At 64.4% G+C, this 18,632-nt stretch carries 19 protein-coding genes; all 19 read right to left on the bottom strand.

Annotated elements, in window-relative coordinates:
* Positions 1-6: 6 nt before the first annotated feature.
* Positions 7-747, bottom strand: a complete 741-nt coding sequence (locus BOS5A_RS07890; RefSeq protein WP_151954689.1) for a biotin--[acetyl-CoA-carboxylase] ligase — start codon at positions 745-747, stop codon at positions 7-9.
* Positions 714-2,174: an NADH-quinone oxidoreductase subunit NuoN gene (nuoN, locus tag BOS5A_RS07885; RefSeq protein ID WP_151954688.1), complete on the bottom strand. Its 1,461-nt coding sequence runs from the start codon at positions 2,172-2,174 to the stop codon at positions 714-716. The genes BOS5A_RS07890 and nuoN overlap by 34 nt, the downstream gene beginning before the upstream one ends.
* Positions 2,174-3,712, bottom strand: a complete 1,539-nt coding sequence (locus tag BOS5A_RS07880) for an NADH-quinone oxidoreductase subunit M (RefSeq protein WP_151954687.1) — start codon at positions 3,710-3,712, stop codon at positions 2,174-2,176. Before BOS5A_RS07880 ends, nuoN begins: the two co-directional genes overlap by 1 nt.
* Positions 3,713-3,722: 10 nt before the next feature.
* Entirely contained in the window at positions 3,723-5,798 is a 2,076-nt protein-coding gene (gene nuoL / locus BOS5A_RS07875; protein ID WP_151954686.1) for an NADH-quinone oxidoreductase subunit L, read from the bottom strand.
* 7 nt (positions 5,799-5,805) lie between these two features.
* On the bottom strand, positions 5,806-6,108 hold the full coding sequence (gene nuoK, locus BOS5A_RS07870) for an NADH-quinone oxidoreductase subunit NuoK (RefSeq protein ID WP_151955901.1): 303 nt from the start codon (positions 6,106-6,108) through the stop codon (positions 5,806-5,808).
* An 8-nt stretch (positions 6,109-6,116) separates the two neighbouring features.
* Positions 6,117-6,728, bottom strand: coding sequence for an NADH-quinone oxidoreductase subunit J (locus BOS5A_RS07865; RefSeq protein ID WP_151954685.1), 612 nt, complete (start codon positions 6,726-6,728; stop codon positions 6,117-6,119).
* Positions 6,729-6,843: 115 nt separating this feature from the next.
* Positions 6,844-7,329 (bottom strand): NADH-quinone oxidoreductase subunit NuoI, encoded by a 486-nt coding sequence (gene nuoI / locus BOS5A_RS07860; RefSeq protein WP_151954684.1) that lies wholly within the window; start codon positions 7,327-7,329, stop codon positions 6,844-6,846.
* Between the two features lies 1 nt (position 7,330).
* Positions 7,331-8,377, bottom strand: coding sequence for an NADH-quinone oxidoreductase subunit NuoH (nuoH, locus tag BOS5A_RS07855; RefSeq protein WP_151954683.1), 1,047 nt, complete (start codon positions 8,375-8,377; stop codon positions 7,331-7,333).
* Positions 8,374-10,374 carry an NADH-quinone oxidoreductase subunit NuoG gene (gene nuoG / locus BOS5A_RS07850; RefSeq protein ID WP_151954682.1) on the bottom strand — a complete coding sequence of 667 codons (2,001 nt, stop codon included), beginning with the start codon at positions 10,372-10,374 and terminating at the stop codon, positions 8,374-8,376. The genes nuoH and nuoG overlap by 4 nt, the downstream gene beginning before the upstream one ends.
* Entirely contained in the window at positions 10,367-10,516 is a 150-nt protein-coding gene (locus tag BOS5A_RS07845; protein ID WP_199857290.1) for a hypothetical protein, read from the bottom strand. The genes nuoG and BOS5A_RS07845 overlap by 8 nt, the downstream gene beginning before the upstream one ends.
* Positions 10,513-11,814 carry an NADH-quinone oxidoreductase subunit NuoF gene (gene nuoF / locus BOS5A_RS07840; protein ID WP_151954681.1) on the bottom strand — a complete coding sequence of 434 codons (1,302 nt, stop codon included), beginning with the start codon at positions 11,812-11,814 and terminating at the stop codon, positions 10,513-10,515. The genes BOS5A_RS07845 and nuoF overlap by 4 nt, the downstream gene beginning before the upstream one ends.
* Positions 11,815-11,934: 120 nt before the next feature.
* Entirely contained in the window at positions 11,935-12,603 is a 669-nt protein-coding gene (locus BOS5A_RS07835) for a complex I 24 kDa subunit family protein (RefSeq protein ID WP_151954680.1), read from the bottom strand.
* Complete coding sequence (locus BOS5A_RS07830) at positions 12,603-12,902, bottom strand: hypothetical protein (protein WP_151954679.1); 300 nt, start codon at positions 12,900-12,902, stop codon at positions 12,603-12,605. Before BOS5A_RS07830 ends, BOS5A_RS07835 begins: the two co-directional genes overlap by 1 nt.
* Positions 12,902-14,116, bottom strand: a complete 1,215-nt coding sequence (locus BOS5A_RS07825) for an NADH-quinone oxidoreductase subunit D (protein ID WP_151955900.1) — start codon at positions 14,114-14,116, stop codon at positions 12,902-12,904. Before BOS5A_RS07825 ends, BOS5A_RS07830 begins: the two co-directional genes overlap by 1 nt.
* A 150-nt stretch (positions 14,117-14,266) precedes the next feature.
* Positions 14,267-15,103, bottom strand: coding sequence for an NADH-quinone oxidoreductase subunit C (locus tag BOS5A_RS07820; RefSeq protein ID WP_151954678.1), 837 nt, complete (start codon positions 15,101-15,103; stop codon positions 14,267-14,269).
* Positions 15,104-15,212: 109 nt separating this feature from the next.
* Positions 15,213-15,755 carry a NuoB/complex I 20 kDa subunit family protein gene (locus BOS5A_RS07815; protein WP_151954677.1) on the bottom strand — a complete coding sequence of 181 codons (543 nt, stop codon included), beginning with the start codon at positions 15,753-15,755 and terminating at the stop codon, positions 15,213-15,215.
* The gene (locus tag BOS5A_RS07810) at positions 15,746-16,120 is read right to left on the bottom strand and encodes an NADH-quinone oxidoreductase subunit A (protein ID WP_151954676.1); all 375 of its coding nucleotides are present in this window, start codon (positions 16,118-16,120) and stop codon (positions 15,746-15,748) included. Before BOS5A_RS07810 ends, BOS5A_RS07815 begins: the two co-directional genes overlap by 10 nt.
* A 109-nt stretch (positions 16,121-16,229) precedes the next feature.
* Positions 16,230-18,308, bottom strand: coding sequence for an inositol monophosphatase family protein (locus BOS5A_RS16150; protein WP_151954675.1), 2,079 nt, complete (start codon positions 18,306-18,308; stop codon positions 16,230-16,232).
* Positions 18,308-18,574, bottom strand: coding sequence for a hypothetical protein (locus BOS5A_RS07795; protein ID WP_199857289.1), 267 nt, complete (start codon positions 18,572-18,574; stop codon positions 18,308-18,310). Before BOS5A_RS07795 ends, BOS5A_RS16150 begins: the two co-directional genes overlap by 1 nt.
* Positions 18,575-18,632: the final 58 nt, after the last annotated feature.

Here is an 18,632-nt window from a genome sequence, read left to right as displayed (position 1 = left end):
GGACCCTCAGACCAGGAACACGTCGCCGGCGTGAATGACACGCCGCGTGCCATCCGCCAAGCGCAGGACCAGCGCGCCGTCGCTGTCGAGACCGTCGAACAACCCCTCGACCGCGTCGCCATCGGGCAGCCGGGCGGTGAGCGCGGTGCCGACCGGATGCGCCATCTCCAACCATCGGTGGCGAACCGGCGCCAATCCTTCGCCACGCCAGCGCGCAAGCCAGCGCGCAAACGTCTCGGCCAGCGTTTCGAGGAACGCAGTCGCCTCCACCGCACTGCCATGCGCGCCGAGGTCGGTCGTCGGCCGGTCAGGCAAGTCGGGATGGCCGACGAGGTTGACCCCCGTCCCGACCACAACCGCGTCATCGGCGCGTTCCAGCAGGATACCTGCCACCTTCGCGCCCTCGACCAGCACATCGTTGGGCCATTTGATCGTCACGGCCTCAGATTTAGGAACATAAACGCGTGCCGTCTCTGCGACGGCGACCGCCGTTACCAAGGCGAGCGATGCGGCGGCGGGATCGGTGCGACGCAACCGCACGAGCGTGCTCGCATGAAGATTGCCAGGCGGGGAGACCCATTCTCGCCCCTGCCGTCCGCGCCCCGCGGTCTGTCGCTCCGCACGCAGCCACAGCCCCTCTTCGGCCCCGCTGCGGGCAAGCGCGATCAGATCGGCGTTGGTCGATCCCGTCTCGGCAACCGTGCGAATGACGCTCAGAACAGGGCTTTCGCAGCAGCCATCGACCATGCGGTAAGCGCCGGAATCGCGAGATAGCCAAGCGGCGAGACGAACGCGGCGCTCAGCACGATCAGTCCGCCCTCGACCCGGTTGTCCATAGGCGCATAGGCGGGTGCCGGATCGTCGAAATACATCGTCTTCACGATGCGCAGGTAATAATAGGCGCCGATGACCGACGCCGCGATGCCGAGAACCGCGAGCGGGAACAGCCCCGCCTGCACGGCTGCGTAGAACACCGCGAACTTCGCGTAGAAGCCGAACAGCGGCGGGATGCCGGCGAGCGAGAACATGAAGATCGCGAGCGCCGCCGCGAGCCCCGGCCGCGTGCGCGACAGGCCCGACAGGCTCGCGATCGTCTCGATCGGCTGACCGTCATCACCGCGCATCTGGAGCACGACGAGGAACGATCCGAGCGTCATCGCGATGTAGATCGTCATGTAAGTCAGGACAGCGGCCGCACCCTCCGCGGTGCCCGCGGCGAGACCGATCAGCGCGAAGCCGACATTGTTGATCGACGAGTAGGCAAGCAGGCGCTTGATGTTCGTCTGACCGATCGCCGCGACCGCACCGAGGATGATCGACGCTAGCGCGGCGAAGATCACGATCTGGCGCCACTGGTCGGTCGCCGGCCCCATCGCCTCGATCGCGACGCGCACCGATAGCCCCATCGCCGCGACCTTGGGGGCCGACGCGAAGAAGGCCGTGACCGGCGTCGGCGCGCCCTCGTAGACGTCGGGGGTCCACATGTGGAACGGCACGGCCGAAATCTTGAACGCCAGCCCCGCGAACACGAAAACCAACCCGAAGATCAGCCCCAGCGATTTCGCTCCGCTCGCCGCGTTGCCGGCATAGGCCTGCGCGATCTGATCGAACATCGTCGAGCCGGTGAAGCCATAAACGAAGCTGATGCCGTAGAGCAGGATGCCGCTGGCGAGCGCGCCCAGCACGAAATATTTCAGCCCCGCTTCTGCCGACCGCGTATCGCGGCGCATGAAGCTGGCGAGGACATAGGCGGCAAGGCTCTGGAGCTCGAGTCCGACATACAGCGTCAGCAGGTCGCCCGCCGACACCATGATCCCCATGCCTGCCGCCGAGAGCAGGATGAGCACCGGATATTCCGGCCGCAGATCGTCGCCCGAGGTGCGCTGGAAGAAGCCGGGCGCCATGACGATGCCGATCGCCGCGGCGATATAGATCAGGACCTTGGCGAACGCGGCGAACGCGTCGGCGCGGTACAGCCCGTCAAACGCCGGGCCGCCCGTGGAGGCCGGTCCGAGAAGCGCGAAGGCGGCGCCTGCGAGCACGACCACCGAAGCCCACGACACGGCGCGGGTCGAAGCCTGCCCACCCCATGCAGCGACGAGCATCAATGCAAGCGCACCGAGCGACAGCACCACTTCGGGCAGCGTCATCGCAAGATTGGCGGCATAATCCATCAGTGCGCTCCCCCGCGCGAAACGTCAGCGTGAGCGGCTGCCACCAGGCCCTTGCCCTCGGTCGGGCGCGAATCCCCGGCCGGCCTCGCCCGCTCGATCCGCGCCAGCAGCGTCTGCGTATCCTTGCGCATCGGCGCGAGAAAGCTCTCCGGATACACGCCCATCCACAGCACCACGGCGGCGATCGGTGCGAGCAGCCAGAGCTCGCGGCTCGACAGATCGGGCATCGCGCGCACCTCGTCGGACCTGATCTCGCCGAAGACGACGCGGCGATAGAGATACAGCATATAGGCTGCGCCCAGGATGATCCCGGTCGTGCAGACGAGCGTGATCGTGGTGGACACCTGATAGGTGCCCATGAGGCTCAGCAATTCGCCGACGAAGTTGCTTGTCCCCGGCAGCCCCACCGACGCCATCGTGAACAGCAGGAACAGCACCGCGTAGCGCGGCATATTGTTCGCAAGACCACCGTAGCGCGCGATTTCGCGGGTGTGCAGCCGGTCATAAATCACGCCGACGCACAGGAAAAGCGCACCCGAAACGAGGCCGTGGCCGAGCATCACCATCATCGCGCCCTCGATCCCCTGCGCGTTGAAGGCGAAGAGGCCGATCGTCACGATCGCCATGTGCGCGACGGAGGAATAGGCGATGAGCTTCTTCATGTCCGACTGCACCAGCGCGACGAGGCTGGTATAGACCACCGCGATCGCCGACAGCAGGAACACGAGCCAGGTGAGTTGCGCCGAGGCTTCCGGGAACATCGGCAGCGAGAAGCGCAGGAAGCCGTATCCGCCAAGCTTCAGCAACACGCCCGCCAGGATCACCGATCCCGCGGTCGGCGCCTGGACGTGCGCGTCGGGCAGCCAGGTATGGACCGGCCACATCGGCATCTTCACCGCGAACGACGCGAAGAACGCAAGCCATAGCCACGTCTGCACATGCGCCGGGAAGTCATGCGCCATCAGCGCCGGGATGCTCGTCGTCCCCGCGTCGATCGCCATGTAGAGCATGGCGATGAACATCAGGACCGAGCCGAGCAGCGTATAGAGGAAGAACTTGTAGCTCGCGTAGATGCGGTTCGCGCCGCCCCAGATGCCGATGATGAGATACATCGGGATGAGGCCGGCTTCGAAGAAGATGTAGAACAGGAACAGATCCTGCGCCGCGAAGGTGCCGATCATCAGCACCTCGGTCAGCAGGAAGGCCGACATATATTCCGGCACCCGCTTCTCGATCGCCTGCCAGCTAGCGCCGATGCAGATCGGCATCAGGAAAACCGAAAGCATGATAAGCATCAGCGCGAAGCCGTCGATGCCCAGCGCCCAGCCGAAACGGCCGAACAGCGGCGCGTATTCGACGAACTGCCACTGTGCGCCGCCGATATCGTAATTGGCCCAGAGCAGGACGCCGAGCGCCAGATCGACGAGCGTCGCCGCCAGCGCCAGCCAGCGCGCGGTGCTGGCCGACAGGAACAGGCACGCCACCGCCGCAATCGCGGGGACGGCGAGCATCAGCGAGAGGATGGGAAATCCGGTCATCGTCCGCCCCTCAACCCGCAATGGCCCAGGTGATCGCGGCGGTAAGCCCGATCAGCATGACGAACGCATAGGTATAGACATATCCCGTCTGAAGCTTGCCCGCGGCGCGCGCGCCCATCTGCACGACCCAGGCCGAGCCGTTCGGCCCGAACCGGTCGATCGTGCCTTCGTCGCCCTTGTGCCAGAGCAGCCGCCCGATCGCGAAGGCGGGGCGAACGAAGAGGAAGTTGTAGAGCTCGTCGAAATACCACTTGTTGAGGAACAGGCGGTAGATCGGCTGGAACGTATCCGCGAACTTCGCCGGGAACTCCGGATTGCGGATATAGCTCGCCCAGGCGACCACGAAGCCGGTCAGCATGACGATCGTCGCGGACAGCTTCACCCATACCGGCACGCCGTGCATGGCGTGCATCAGATGCTCGTTGAAGAAGACGCTGCCCTTCCAAAATTCCTCGCCCGCGGTCGGCTCGATGAACCAGCGGTTGAAGACATAGCCCGCCGCGACCGCGCCGATCGACAGTACGATCAGCGGGATCAGCATCGTTAGCGGGCTTTCGTGCGGGTGATAGCCGCCCGTGCCCGCCGGCACTTCGTCCGCGCCGCGCGCATGGGCGGAGGGCGCATGGCCGGCATCCTCGTGCGCGGCATCGCCGTGGCCATGCGCCTCGTCATGACCATGCCCATGCGCATCATGGAGCGCGTGCTGGATGTGCTCGGACGCGGCCCAGCGCGGCTTGCCCCAGAAGGTCAGGAACATCAGCCGCCACGAATAGAAGCTTGTCAGCAGGGCCGCGAACACGCCGACGAAGAACGCCATCTGCCCACCGCCCCCGGCTGCGAACGACGCCTCGAGGATGGCGTCCTTCGAATGATAGCCGGCAAAGCCGCCGATGCCGTAGATACCAACCCCGGTGATCGCGAGCGTGCCTAGCAGCATCGCCCAGAAGGTGATCGGAATCTCCTTCCGCAGCCCGCCGTAGAAACGCATGTCCTGCTCGTGGTGCATCGCATGGATCACTGAGCCGGCACCGAGAAACAGCAGCGCCTTGAAGAACGCGTGCGTGAACAGGTGGAACATCGCCGCGCCGTATGCGCCGACGCCCGCTGCGAAGAACATGTAGCCGAGCTGCGAGCAGGTCGAATAGGCGATGACGCGCTTGATGTCGGTCTGCGTCGTGCCGACCGTGGCGGCGAAAAGGCAGGTCGCGGCGCCGATGAACGTGACGAAGCCCATCGCGGTCGGCGACGTTTCGAACATCGGCGACAGGCGGCATACCATGAACACCCCCGCGGTCACCATCGTCGCTGCGTGGATCAGCGCCGACACCGGGGTCGGACCCTCCATCGCGTCGGGCAGCCAGGTGTGCAGCCCAAGCTGCGCCGACTTGCCCATCGCACCGACGAACAGCAGCAGGCACAGCACCGTCATGGTGTCGAAACGGTGGCCGAGGAAACCGATCGTCGAACCGGCCATGCCGGGCGCCGCCGCGAGAATCTCGGGGATCGAGACGGTGTTGAACACCAGATACGTGCCGAAAATGCCGAGCATGAAGCCCAGGTCACCGACCCGGTTGACGACGAACGCCTTGATCGCGGCGGCATTGGCCGACGGCTTCTTGAACCAGAAGCCGATCAGCAAGTAGCTCGCGAGCCCCACGCCCTCCCAGCCGAAGAACATCTGGATGAGGTTGTCCGCGGTGACCAGCATCAGCATCGCGAAGGTGAACAGCGACAGATAGGCGAAAAACCGCGGCTGATCCGGATCCTCCTCCATATAGCCCCAGCTATACAAATGGACGAGCGCGGAGACCGACGTGATGACCACGAGCATCACCGACGTCAGTGCATCGACGCGCAGCGCCCATGCGGCATTGAACGTGCCGGACTGCATCCACTGGAACACCGGCGTGACGGTCGCTGCATTCTCGCCGCTCAGAAAGCCGATGAAGATCGGCCATGACAGCAGGCACGACGCGAACAGTGCGCCCGTCGTCACGACCTTGGCGGGCACGTTGCCGATCGCGCGGTTGCCGAGCCCTGCGACGGCCGCCGCCAGCAGCGGCAGGAAAGCGATGAAGAGGATCACTGCGGACTTATCCCTTCATCCGGCTGGGATCGTCGACCGAGATCGAGCCCCGGCCGCGGAAGAAGATGACGAGGATGGCAAGCCCGATCGCAGCCTCGCCCGCCGCGACGGTCAGCACGAACATCGCGAAGACCTGGCCGACAAGGTCACCCAGCGCCGCCGAGAAGGCGACGAGGTTGATGTTCACCGCAAGCAGGATCAGCTCGATCGCCATCAGGATGACGATGATGTTCTTGCGGTTCAGGAAGATGCCCAGCACCCCCATGGTGAACAGGATCGCCGCCACCACGAGATAGTGAATCAGCCCAATCTGCGCGTTCACAGCGAAACCCCCTGCCCGACCTGGGGCTTCATATTACGCGTCGCGTCCTGCGGGCGCCGAGCGACCTGACGCGCGATGTTCTGTGGGCGAACGCCCGCGCGCTGGCGGTGGGTCAGCACGATCGCGCCGATCATCGCCACCAGCAGCACGAAGCCTGCCGCCTCGAACACGAACAAATAGCGCGTGTAGAGCAGATCGCCGATCGCGCGGATGTTGCCGACTGACGGATCGATCGGCGCGGCGCGTCGGCCGAGCGCGATTTTTCCGGAGCTCCACGCACCGATACCGATAAGGATTTCACTGACGAGCGCGAGGGCAAGAACCAGGCCGATGCCAGCGTAGCGCACGAACCCCGCACGCAGCTCCGCGAAGTCGATGTCGAGCATCATCACGACGAACAGGAACAGCACCGCGACCGCCCCGACATAGACGATGACCAGCAGCATGGCGATGAACTCGGCGCCGACAAGCACCATCAGCCCGGCCGCGTTGAAGAAGGCAAGGATCAGCCACAGCACCGAATGCACCGGATTGCGCGACGAGATCGTCATCGCGCCCGACAGGATCGTGACGAGCGCGAAGAGGTAGAAGGCGATTGCCTGGATCATGCCGGGAGCCGGTCCATGTTGCATGCCAGCACCCCCGCGCAGGCGGGGGTCCAGCCCAAAAGAAGAGACTGGGTTCCCGCCTTCGCGGGAACACGATCAGCGAATGTTCGCGCCATTACCGATACGCCGCATCGGCGGCAAGGTTCGCCGCGATCGCGCTTTCCCAACGGTCGCCGTTGTCGAGCAGTTTCGCCTTGTCGTAGATCAGCTCTTCGCGCGTCTCGGTCGCGAACTCGAAGTTCGGCCCCTCGACGATTGCATCGACCGGGCACGCCTCGGCGCACAGCCCGCAATAGATGCACTTGGTCATGTCGATGTCGTAGCGGGTCGTGCGGCGGCTGCCGTCGTCGCGCGGCTCGGCCTCGATCGTGATCGCCTGGGCGGGGCAGATCGCCTCGCACAGCTTGCACGCGATGCACCGCTCCTCGCCGTTCGGATAGCGACGCAGCGCGTGCTCACCCCGAAAACGCGGCGAGATCGGGTTCTTCTCATACGGATAGTTGATCGTCGCCTTGGGCTTGAAGAAATACTTCAAGGTCAGCGCGTGCGCCTTGAGGAACTCCCAGAGCGTGAAGGCCTTGATCGTGGAGGCGATACTCATCTCAAAATCCCACCCGCATCCACATCAGGACGCCGGATACGAGGAAAACCCAGAACAGCGACAGCGGCAGGAATATCTTCCACCCCAACCGCATCAACTGGTCGTAGCGATAGCGTGGCACGGTCGCCTTCACCCAGCTGAACAGGAAGAAGAAGAACAGCATCTTGGCGAAGAGCCAGATGATGCCCGGCACCGCATACAGGATCGGAATGTCCAGCGGCGGGAGATACCCGCCCCAGAAGAGCGTCGCGTTGAGCGCGCACATCAGGATGACGTTGGCATATTCGCCGAGCCAGTAGAGCGCGAAGCTCATCGACGAATATTCGGTCTGATACCCCGCGACGAGCTCGCTTTCCGCTTCGGTCAGGTCGAACGGCGCGCGCTGCGTCTCGGCCAGGCTCGAGATGAAGAACACGACCGCCATCGGGAACAGCAGCGGGTTGATCCAGAAGCCGTTGACGAGGCCGAGTCCGACGCCCTTCTGCGCCTCGACGATCGCGGTCAGGTTGAAGCTGCCGGCCCACAGCACGACGGAGATCAGCACGAAGCCGATCGCGACTTCGTAGCTCACCATCTGCGCCGCCGCGCGGATCGCGGAGAAGAACGGGTATTTCGAGTTCGATGCCCAGCCCGCCAGAATGATCCCGTAGACCCCGAGCGAGGACGCCGCGAGGACGTAGAGCAGCCCGACATTGATGTCCGCGAGGAGCACGCCCGCCTGGAACGGCACCACCGCCCACACGATCAATGCGACGGTGAAGGTGATGATCGGCGCGAGCAGGAACAGGCCGCGATTGGCGGCGGTCGGGATGATGGTTTCCTGCAGGAACACCTTCAGTCCGTCCGCGAACGACTGGAGCAGCCCGAGCGGCCCCACCACGTTGGGTCCGCGGCGCAGCGCCATCGCCGCCCAGATCTTGCGATCGGCATAGATGATCATCGCGACCGCCAGCATGACGGGCAGCGCGATCAGCAGGATGCCGGCGATCGTCGCCAGGAACCACGCCCAGCCGTAATCCATGCCCCAGGCAACAAACTGCGCGGTCATTCCGCGGCCTCCGCAAACGCTTCACCGTGGAGCAATTCGGCCGAGCAGCGCTGCATCGTCGGCGACGCGCGGCAGATCGCGTTGGTGAGGTAGAAATCCTTGATCGGGTAGCCGCTCATCACGCCCTCGGCCTTCGTATCGAGCGCCGGCGGGTTCCAGTCGAAGCGGACGAGCCCCTCGTTCGCCAGTTCCGGCACGTCGAGCGCCATCGCCGCGCGAAGCTCGCCCAGCGTATCGAACGGCAGCGTCTTGCCCAGCGCTTCGGATAGCGCGCGCAGGATCGTCCAGTCTTCGCGCGCATCGCCCGGCGGGAACACCGCCCGCTCGCCGCGCTGGACACGGCCCTCGAGGTTGACCCACGTGCCCGACTTCTCGGCATAGCTCGCGCCCGGCAGAACGACGTCGGCGTGATGCGCGCCGGCATCGCCGTGATGCCCGATATAGACCTTGAACCCGGCAAAGCGGGTATAGTACACCTCGTCCGCGCCCAGGAAAAACGCGAGCTTGGCATCGTGCAGCGCGGAAATGCCCGCCTTCTGTGCGTAGCCGAGCATCAGCCCGCCCATCCGCGATGCCGCCATATGGACGACGTTGAAACCGTTCCAGCCCTCACGCACGAGGTTCAGCGTCTTGGCGAGACCGATCGCGGCGCCGTGCGCGCCCTTCAATGCGCCACCACCAACGATCACAGCCGGCCGCTCCGCCTTGCCGAACGCCTCGGTCACCGCATCGGGCAGATTGCCGAGCAGCGCAAGGTCATCGCCGAGCCACTCAACCTTGTAAGTCAGATCCGTTTCCGGCCCGACCGCGAAGACCTTCGCGCCCTTTTTAATCGCCTTCCTGACCCGCGTGTTCACCAGCGGCGCTTCCCAGCGCAGATTGGTGCCGACGAGCAGGATCGCGTCCGCCGTTTCGACGCCCGCTATCGTGGTATTGAAGTTCACCGCAGCGAGGCTGGACGTGTCGTAGTCCATGCCGGTCTGGCGGCCTTCGAGCAGATCGGAACCGAAGCTCTTCACCAGCGCCTTGGCCGCGAACATCGTCTCGCAATCGACGAGATCGCCCGCAACCGCCGCAACGCTGTCGCCGGCATCCTTCGCAACATCAGCAATCGCCGCGAACGCCTCGTCCCAGGTTGCCGCGACCAGCTTGCCACCACGCCGCACGAACGGCCGGTCGAGCCGCCGCCGCACCAGCCCGTCGACCGCATGGCGCGTCTTGTCGGTCGCCCATTCCTCGTTCACGTCGTCATTGATCCGCGGCACGCAGCGCAGCACCTGCCGCCCGCGGCTGTCGAGCCGGATATTGGTGCCGACCGCATCCATCACGTCGATGGTCAACGTCTTCTTCAGTTCCCACGGCCGCGCCTCGAACGCATAGGGCTTCGAGGTCAGCGCGCCCACCGGGCAGAGATCGACCACGTTCCCCGAAAGCTCGCTCTTGGCAGCATGCTCCAGATAGGTCGTGATCTGCATGTTCTCGCCGCGGAAGATCGCACCAATCTCCTCCACGCCCGCGACCTCCTCGGCGAAGCGGACGCAGCGGGTGCACTGGATGCACCGCGTCATCACCGTCTTCACGATCGGACCCATATATTTCTCGGTCACCGCGCGCTTGTTCTCGACATAGCGCGAATGGCCGCGACCATAGGCGATCGACTGGTCCTGCAAGTCGCACTCACCGCCCTGGTCGCAGATCGGGCAGTCGAGCGGGTGGTTGATGAGGAGGAACTCCATCATCCCCTCGCGTGCGTGCTTCACCATCGGCGTGGTGGTGAAAATCTCCTGATTATCCGCCGCCGGCAGCGCGCACGAGGCCTGCGGCTTGGGCGGACCGGGCTTCACCTCGACGAGGCACATCCGGCAATTGCCCGCGATGGACAGCCGCTCGTGATAGCAGAAGCGCGGGATTTCCTTCCCCGCCAGCTCGCACGCCTGAAGCACGGTCGCGCCCTGCGGGACCTCGATCTCTACGCCGTCGACTTTGACCTTAGGCATTGTTCATTCCGAATTGATGAGCCGCAACGATCATCCGCTCGAGCGCAGCATTCTGACTTGCGAGGGCGCCCTTGATCTCGACCAGATCATCTTGGATGCGGACAAGCAGGTCAAAGGCGAGGCGGGACTGTTCGTCCGTCACTCCGCCGCCTCCATCATCGGCGCCGCGTCGCCGCCACGCTCGACGATCCGGCGTTCCAGCTCCGGCCGGAAATGCTTGATCAACCCCTGGATCGGCCACGCCGCCGCATCGCCCAGCGCGCAGATCGAGTGGCCCTCGACCTGCTTCGTCACCTGCTGGAGCATGTCGATCTCCTCGATCGCCGCGTCGCCGGTGCGCAGCCGCTCCATCACCCGCCACATCCAGCCGGTGCCTTCGCGGCACGGCGTGCACTGGCCGCAGCTCTCATGCTTGTAGAAATAGGAGATGCGGCTGATCGCACGGACGACGTCGGTCGATTTGTCCATGACGATGATCGCCGCGGTGCCGAGGCCCGATCCGACCGCCTTCAGCCCATCGAAATCCATCGCGCAGTCCATGATCTGCGCCGCTGGCACCAACGGCACCGACGATCCGCCCGGGATCACCGCGAGCAGATTGTCCCAGCCGCCGCGGATTCCGCCGCAATGCGTCTCGATCAGGTCGCGAAAGCTGATGCTCATCGCCTCTTCGACGACGCATGGGCGGTTCACATGACCGCTGATCTGGAAAAGCTTGGTGCCCTTGTTGTTTTCGGCCCCGAACGACGCAAACCACTCCGCGCCGCGTCGCAGGATCGTCGGCGCGACCGCGATCGATTCGACGTTGTTGACCGTCGTCGGGCAGCCATAAAGCCCCGCGCCCGCCGGGAAGGGCGGCTTCAGCCGCGGCTGGCCCTTCTTGCCCTCCAGACTTTCGAGCATCGCGGTTTCTTCGCCGCAGATATAGGCGCCAGCACCACGGTGGACGAACACGTCGAAGTCATAGCCCGACCCGCATGCGTTCTTGCCGATCAGCCCCTTGTCATACGCTTCGGCGACGGCAGCGAAGAGCACCTCCGCCTCGCGGATATATTCGCCGCGGATGTAGATGTACGCCGCGCGCGCGCGCATCGCATAGCCCGCGATCAGCGCACCCTCGATCAGCTTGTGCGGATCGTGGCGGATGATCTCGCGGTCCTTGCAGGAACCGGGCTCGGACTCGTCGGCGTTGATGACCAGGAAGTTCGGCCGATCGGGCTTCGGCTCCTTGGGCATGAAGCCCCATTTCGTGCCGGTCGGGAACCCCGCCCCGCCCCGCCCACGCAGCCCTGACGCCTTGATGACGTCGATGATCGCGTCCTGCCCCTTGGCCATCAGCGCCTTGGTATCATCCCAATCCCCGCGCGCGATCGCCGCGTCGAGCTTCCATGACTGAAAGCCGTAGAGGTTCGTGAAGATGCGGTCCTTGTCAGCGAGCACGGCGTGCGCCCTCCAGATTTCCTGCGTCACCCCGGCCTTGAGCCGGGGTCCCGCTGACTTGTCCCGCAGAAAGAGAAGCGGGACCCCGGGTCAAGGCCGGGGTGACGATGAAGGCAAGCATCACGCCCACTCCCCGCGATAATCGTGATTTTCGTCGACCATCGCCGCGAGCGAGGTCACCCCGCCCGCCGGCTCGCTCGACTTGCGCCCCGTCTGCGACCCCGGCGTCGGCTGCTCGCCCTTGGCCAGCGCCTCCAGGATGCGCGTCGTCGAATCGTAATCGAGGTCTTCGTAATTATCGTCGTTGATCTGCATCATCGGCGCGTTCGAGCAATTGCCCATGCACTCGACCTCGGTCAGCGTGAACACGCCGTCGGGGGTCGTCCCGCCCTTTACCAGCCCGCGGTTCTTGCACGCGGCGAACACATCGTCGGAGCCTTGCAGCACGCACGGCGTCGTCCCGCAGACCTGCACATGATAGCGGCCGACCGGCGCCATGTTGAACATCGTGTAGAAGGTCACGACCTCATAGACGCGCATGTACGGCACGCCGATCTGGCGCGCGACGAACTCGATCACCGGCACCGGCAGCCAGCCCTGCGTATTCGTCTCCGCGCCGACCTGCCGCTGGGCGAGATCGAGAAACGGAATCGACGCCGACTGCTCGCGACCCTTGGGATAGCGGCCAAGAATTTCGTTCGCCTTCACCTGGTTCTCGTCCGTCCACGTGAAATCGCCCCAGCGCGCGCGGGTTTCTGCCTCGTCGGGAATTTGAGGTGCGTCAGCCATTAGTACGGCTCTCTATCAGCGATGGGTGAACCCGTTTCGTCGATACGCTTCTGAACGGCACGATCGCGTCGAACGAAAAAAACACCGACCGCAAGCATGAAGAACACGACTGCGACGCCCGCAATATCTTTATACCTCGCAGGAATATCGAAAACATTTAGCAGGACGGCGACCGGAATCACGACAAATCCAATCAGAGCCGAGATATGCTGATATCGCCAATAATAGCGATCGCCATACTGCTCAGGCATTTCCATTGACGCATCGAGTGTGTCGCCAATTTCGCGGCGCCAGGTCATCACCGGTCGCACTCCCCGAACACGATATCCAGCGCACCCAGAACAGCGGTTGTATCCGCCAGCATGTGGCCCTTCATCATGAAATCCATCGCCTGCAAATGACTGAACGCAGTCGGCCGGATCTTGCAGCGATACGGCTTGTTCGTCCCGTCAGAGACCAGATACACGCCGAACTCGCCCTTGGGGCTTTCGGTCGCGACATACACGTCACCCGCCGGCACGTGATACCCTTCGGTGTAGAGCTTGAAGTGGTGGATCAGCGCTTCCATCGACTGCTTCATCTCGCCGCGCTTCGGCGGCACGACCTTGCGATCGAGGCTTGCGATCGGCCCTTCGGGCATCTCAGCGAGGCACTGTTTGATGATCTTCGCCGACTGGCGGACTTCCTCGACGCGAACCATGAACCGGTCGTAGCAATCGCCGCGGGTGCCGACCGGCACCTCGAAGTCCATCCGGTCATACACGTCATAGGGCTGCGACTTGCGCAGGTCCCACGGGATACCCGAGCCGCGGATCATCGGGCCGGAGAAGCCCCATTTGATCGCATCGTCGCGGCTCACCACCGCGATATCGACGTTGCGCTGCTTGAAGATGCGGTTGTCGGCGACGAGGCTGATCGCATCCTCGAACAGCCGCGGCAGCCGCGTGTCGAGCCAGTCGCCGATATCGGCGAGCAGCTTCAGCGGCGCATCCTGATGCACGCCGCCCACGCGAAAATAGTTCGAGTGCATCCGCGCGCCCGAAACGCGTTCGAAGAAGTTAAGGCAATCCTCGCGCACCTCGAACATCCACAGGTTCGGCGTCATCGCGCCGACGTCCATGACATGGCTGCCGAGGTTCAGCATGTGGTTCGAAATGCGGGTCAGTTCCGCGAAGAGCACCCGCAGATACTGTGCGCGGAGCGGCACCTCGAGGTCGAGCAGCTTCTCGACCGCCAGCACATAGCTGTGCTCCATGCAGAGCGGCGAGCAGTAATCGAGCCGGTCGAAATATGGCAGCGCCTGCGCGTACGTCTTGTATTCGATCAGCTTTTCGGTGCCGCGGTGGAGCAGCCCGACATGCGGATCGACCCGCTCGACGATCTCGCCGTCCAGCTCCATGACGAGCCGCAGCACGCCGTGCGCCGCGGGATGCTGCGGGCCGAAGTTGATCGTGTAGTTCTGGATCGCGACGTCGCCCTCGGAAGGATGTGCATCGTCCGTGCGATGCAGCATCTTCTCGATCGCGGGATCGGGCGCTTGGACGGTATCAACCATATACCACCGTTCGGGCTGAGCTTGTCGAAGCCCCGTCCTTCCGTTCGACAGGAGAAAAGAAAAAACGGCACTTCGACAAGCTCAGTGCGAACGGGGACAAAACAGAAGTCACTTGCTCTTCTCCGCGCCGTCACCCTTCACGACATCGGCATCCGCCGGCTTGCCCTCCGGCTTGTTACCCGGATGCGGCTCGCCGGCGCCGGTCTTCGCGGTGCTGTCGCTCGTCTTCGCCTCGGTCGGCTCCGCCTTCGCGGTCTGCGCGGCGTCGGCCTTCTGGATCTCGTCCGCCTTCAGCGGGGTCGGCGCGCCCTTGGCTTCGGGCAGCTTCGCCTTCTCGTCCCCCGGCAGCACATATTCGGCGCCTTCCCAGGGCGAGGTGAAATCGAACGTGCGGAAGTCCTGCGCCAACTGCACCGGCTCATACACGACGCGCTTCGCCTCTTCCGAATAGCGCAGCTCGACATAGCCGGTGAGCGGAAAGTCCTTGCGCTGCGGGTGTCCGCGAAAGCCGTAGTCGGTCAGGATGCGACGCAGGTCGGCGTTCCCCGCAAAGAGCACGCCGTACATGTCGTAGACTTCGCGCTCCAGCCAGCCCGCGACTGGCCACAGCCCCGTCACCGACGGCACCGGCGTATCTTCGGTCGCCGAGACATGAACGTGGAGGCGGTGGTTCCGCGTGAGGCTCAGGAGGCAATACACCACCTCGAACCGCTCCGCGCGCTCCGGATAGTCGACGCCCGCAATCTCCATGAGCTGCTGATATTCGAGGCCGGGCGTATCGCGCAGCGCGGTCATCGCGGGCAAGAGCCCCTCGCGCGTCACGAACAGCGCGACCTCGCCGACCGCGTCGCGCGCATCGAGCAGCGCCGCGCCGATCGCACCCCGCGCCGCGTCGATCGTCGCGCCGTTCAGATCGGCGGCAAAGGCAGGAGCCGGCGCCCTCATAGCAAATCACCGTTTGGGCTGAGCTTGTCGAAGCCCTGCCCTTGCTTCTTCTGCACGCAAGAAGAACGGCACTTCGACAAGCTCAGTGCGAACGGAAGATGATTGTGCATCAACGCTCGATGCTCCCGCTGCGGCGGATCTTCCGCTGGAGCTGCATGATCCCGTAGAGCAGCGCCTCGGCGGTCGGCGGGCAGCCCGGCACGTAGATATCGATCGGCACGATCCGGTCGCATCCGCGCACGACGCTGTAGCTATAGTGATAATAGCCGCCGCCGTTCGCGCACGACCCCATCGAGATCACGTATTTCGGCTCCGACATCTGGTCGTAGACCTTGCGGAGCGCCGGCGCCATCTTGTTGCAGAGCGTGCCCGCGACGATCATCACGTCCGACTGTCGCGGCGATGCGCGCGGCGCGGCGCCGAAGCGCTCCAGATCGTAGCGCGGCATGTTGACGTGGATCATCTCGACCGCGCAGCACGCCAGCCCGAACGTCATCCACCACAGCGATCCGGTGCGCGCCCACTGGAACAGCTCCTCGGTCGAGGTGACCAGGAAACCCTTGTCGGTCAGTTCGCCGTTCAGGCTATCGAAGAAACCCTGATCCGGGGGCAGCACGGCCGAACCGGTCGCGGGCGTAAGCTCTACTCCCAATCGAGGGCTCCCTTCTTCCAGGCATAGACGAGGCCGAGCGCAAGCTCGCCGATGAAGATCATCATGCTGATCCAGGCGGTCCAGCCCAGGCTGAAGACCGACACCGCCCAAGGATATAGGAACGCTGCTTCAAGATCGAAGATGATGAAGAGGATCGCGACCAGATAAAAGCGCACGTCGAACTGGCTGCGCGGGTCCTCGAACGCGGGAAAGCCGCACTCATATTCGCTCAGCTTTTCCGGGTTCGGCTTGTGCGCGCCCGTCAGACGTCCGACCGCCATCGGCAGGAACACGAACGTCGCCGAAAGGGCGAGCGCGACCCCCAGGAACAGGAGAATCGGCAGATATTGCGACAGGTCGACCATTTTCTCTCGCAGGTGCGGTATAGGCGTGGCGGCGCTTTAGGACGATGACCCGATAGGGGCAAGGCATAGGGCCGTGAGAATGACTCTCAATTGACGTTCTGCGGCAATCCTATCGAAGCGCGTTCGCGACGAGCTTGTGGAGCTTGGAATGCAGTACGTCGTTCGCCGCAAGATATTCCGCGCGCTCCATCGGCCGATCGCCGCCGCGGAAATCGGTGACGAAACCGCCGGCTTCCTTCACCAGCAGCAGCCCGGCGGCGACATCCCACGGCTTCAGGTCGCTCTCCCAGAAGCCGTCATAGCGCCCGGCCGCGACCCAGGCGAGGTCGAGCGCAGCCGATCCGAAGCGGCGGATATCCGCGACCTGCGGCGCAACCGCACCGAAGATCCGGCTCCACTGGACGAAATCGCCATGGCCCAGGAACGGGATGCCAGTCGCGATGAGCGCGTCCGACAGATCACGCCGCGACGACACGCGAAGCCGTTCCGACTGAACCCACGCTCCGCGGCCCTTTTCGGCCCAGAAGCTCTCGTCGGTCAGCGGGTTGTAGATCAGTGCCGTCGTGATCTCGCGCCTGCCGTTCGGCAGCGGCTCCTCGACCGCGATCGACATGGCGAAATGCGGGATGCCGTGCAGGAAGTTCGAGGTGCCGTCGAGCGGATCGACGATGAAGCGCGGCTTGTTCGGATCACCCGCAACCTCGCCCCGCTCCTCCATGAGGAAGCCCCAGTCCGGCCGCGCCTTGGAGAGTTCCTCGTACAGCGTCTGCTCGGCGCGCTGGTCGGCCATCGACACGAAGTCGGCCGGCCCCTTGCGGCTGACCTGAAGCTGCTGGACCTCGTTGAAGTCCCGGCGCAGCCGCGGCCCCGCCTTGCGCGCGGCACGCTCGATGATGGTGAAGAGGCCGGAATGGGAAGGCATGTCGAAAACTCCCCCCTCCCTGCAAGGGAGGGGTAGGGGTGGCATCGGGCGGCTGGTGCGGTATAATCCGCCTTCAGCCACTCCCACTCCGTTTGCCCTGAGCGAAGTCGAAGCACCTTGCGATCCCGTCCCTTCGACTTCGCTCAGGGCAAACGGAGTGGGAGTGGCTGAAGGCGGATTATACCGCACCAGCCGCCCGATGCTCGGCAGGAAGCCGCGATACGGGTCCTCCGCATACACCCGGTTCTCGACCGACCAGCCGTTGATGCCGATATCCGCCTGCGCGAACGCCAGCCGCTCCCCCGCCGCGACGCGGATCATCTGTTCGACCAGATCGAGCCCGGTGATCTCCTCCGTCACCGGATGCTCGACCTGGAGCCGGGTGTTCATCTCGAGGAAGTAGAAGCTCTCGCCGGTGGTATCCGCGCCCGAGACGATCAGCTCCACCGTGCCTGCGGAGTAATACCCCACCGCCCGCGCGAGCGCGACGGCCTGCTCGCCCATCTTGCGGCGCATCTCCGGCGAAACGAACGGCGACGGCGCCTCCTCGACGACCTTCTGGTGGCGGCGCTGGATCGAGCATTCGCGCTCGTTCAGATAGACGATGTTGCCGTGCTGATCGCCTAGCACCTGGATTTCGATGTGCCGCGGGCTTTCGATGAACTTCTCGATGAACACGCGGTCGTCGCCGAAGCTAGCCAGCCCCTCACGCTTCGTCGCCTCGAAGCCCTCGCGCACGTCCTGCTCGGACCAGGCAAGCCGCATCCCCTTGCCGCCGCCGCCCGCGCTCGCCTTCATCATTACCGGGTAGCCGATGTCGCCGGCGATCTTCACCGCGGCATCGGTGTCGGCGATCTCGCCCAGGAAGCCGGGGACGACGTTGACGCCCGCGTCCTTCGCCAGCTTCTTCGATTCGATCTTGTCGCCCATCGCCGCGATCGCGTTCGGCGGCGGGCCGATGAACGCGATGCCGGCCTCGGCGCAGGCCCGCGCGAAGCTCTCGCGTTCGGAGAGGAAGCCGTAGCCGGGATGGATCGCGTCGGCGCCGGTCTCCTTCGCGGCGAGCAGGATCAGCTCGGCCTTGAGGTAGCTCTCCGCCGCCGGCGCCGGCCCGAGCCTGACCGCCTCATCCGCCATCAACACATGCGGCGCGCGCGCGTCGGCGTCGGAATAGACCGCAACGGTGGCGATGCCCATGCGCTTGGCGGTGCGGAAGACGCGGCACGCGATCTCGCCGCGATTGGCGACCAGGATTTTCTTGAACATTAGTTTGGCTTTTTCGTCCCGAGAAGTTCGACTTCCAGCAGAGTTGCAACCGTTCCCTCTCCACCAAAGTCACGAAGCCCAACGATTTTCGTGCCATCGGGCGCGAGTTCGGCCTGAACTAAAATCATGGGATGCTTTGAGCCCGTTTCATCAGTCCACCATACATATTGAGGAATTGCGATGGGCAGGGCACCCTGACTCTTTCCGTCCATCGAGAAAGTGGCGTTACCTTTTTTAGCGTCTTCGACAGTCGCCGTCCGGCCCACGACAAAGCCGGTTGTTGGCAGGTCTGGCCAAGTGATCCCTTCGCCAGCCAGCGCGGGG

The sequence above is a fragment of the Sphingomonas sp. EC-HK361 genome (assembly GCF_902498785.1).
In the GTDB taxonomy this organism is placed as follows: domain Bacteria; phylum Pseudomonadota; class Alphaproteobacteria; order Sphingomonadales; family Sphingomonadaceae; genus Sphingomonas.
Note: the sequence above shows the minus strand (reverse complement) of the source record. Positions and strands in the feature narration are given on the sequence as shown.

Coding starts and splice junctions, on each gene's coding strand:
- BOS5A_RS07835 (WP_151954680.1), bottom strand. CDS start 12,603: ATGGCTGACGCACCTCAAATTCCCGACGAGGCAGAAACCCGCGCGCGC.
- nuoI (WP_151954684.1), bottom strand. CDS start 7,329: ATGAGTATCGCCTCCACGATCAAGGCCTTCACGCTCTGGGAGTTCCTC.
- BOS5A_RS07810 (WP_151954676.1), bottom strand. CDS start 16,120: ATGGTCGACCTGTCGCAATATCTGCCGATTCTCCTGTTCCTGGGGGTC.
- BOS5A_RS07825 (WP_151955900.1), bottom strand. CDS start 14,116: ATGCTGCATCGCACGGACGATGCACATCCTTCCGAGGGCGACGTCGCG.
- BOS5A_RS07880 (WP_151954687.1), bottom strand. CDS start 3,712: ATGACCGGATTTCCCATCCTCTCGCTGATGCTCGCCGTCCCCGCGATT.
- BOS5A_RS07890 (WP_151954689.1), bottom strand. CDS start 747: ATGGTCGATGGCTGCTGCGAAAGCCCTGTTCTGAGCGTCATTCGCACG.
- nuoN (WP_151954688.1), bottom strand. CDS start 2,174: ATGGATTATGCCGCCAATCTTGCGATGACGCTGCCCGAAGTGGTGCTG.
- nuoG (WP_151954682.1), bottom strand. CDS start 10,374: ATGCCTAAGGTCAAAGTCGACGGCGTAGAGATCGAGGTCCCGCAGGGC.
- BOS5A_RS07865 (WP_151954685.1), bottom strand. CDS start 6,728: ATGATCCAGGCAATCGCCTTCTACCTCTTCGCGCTCGTCACGATCCTG.
- nuoH (WP_151954683.1), bottom strand. CDS start 8,377: ATGACCGCGCAGTTTGTTGCCTGGGGCATGGATTACGGCTGGGCGTGG.
- BOS5A_RS16150 (WP_151954675.1), bottom strand. CDS start 18,308: ATGTTCAAGAAAATCCTGGTCGCCAATCGCGGCGAGATCGCGTGCCGC.
- BOS5A_RS07820 (WP_151954678.1), bottom strand. CDS start 15,103: ATGAGGGCGCCGGCTCCTGCCTTTGCCGCCGATCTGAACGGCGCGACG.
- BOS5A_RS07830 (WP_151954679.1), bottom strand. CDS start 12,902: ATGACCTGGCGCCGCGAAATTGGCGACACACTCGATGCGTCAATGGAA.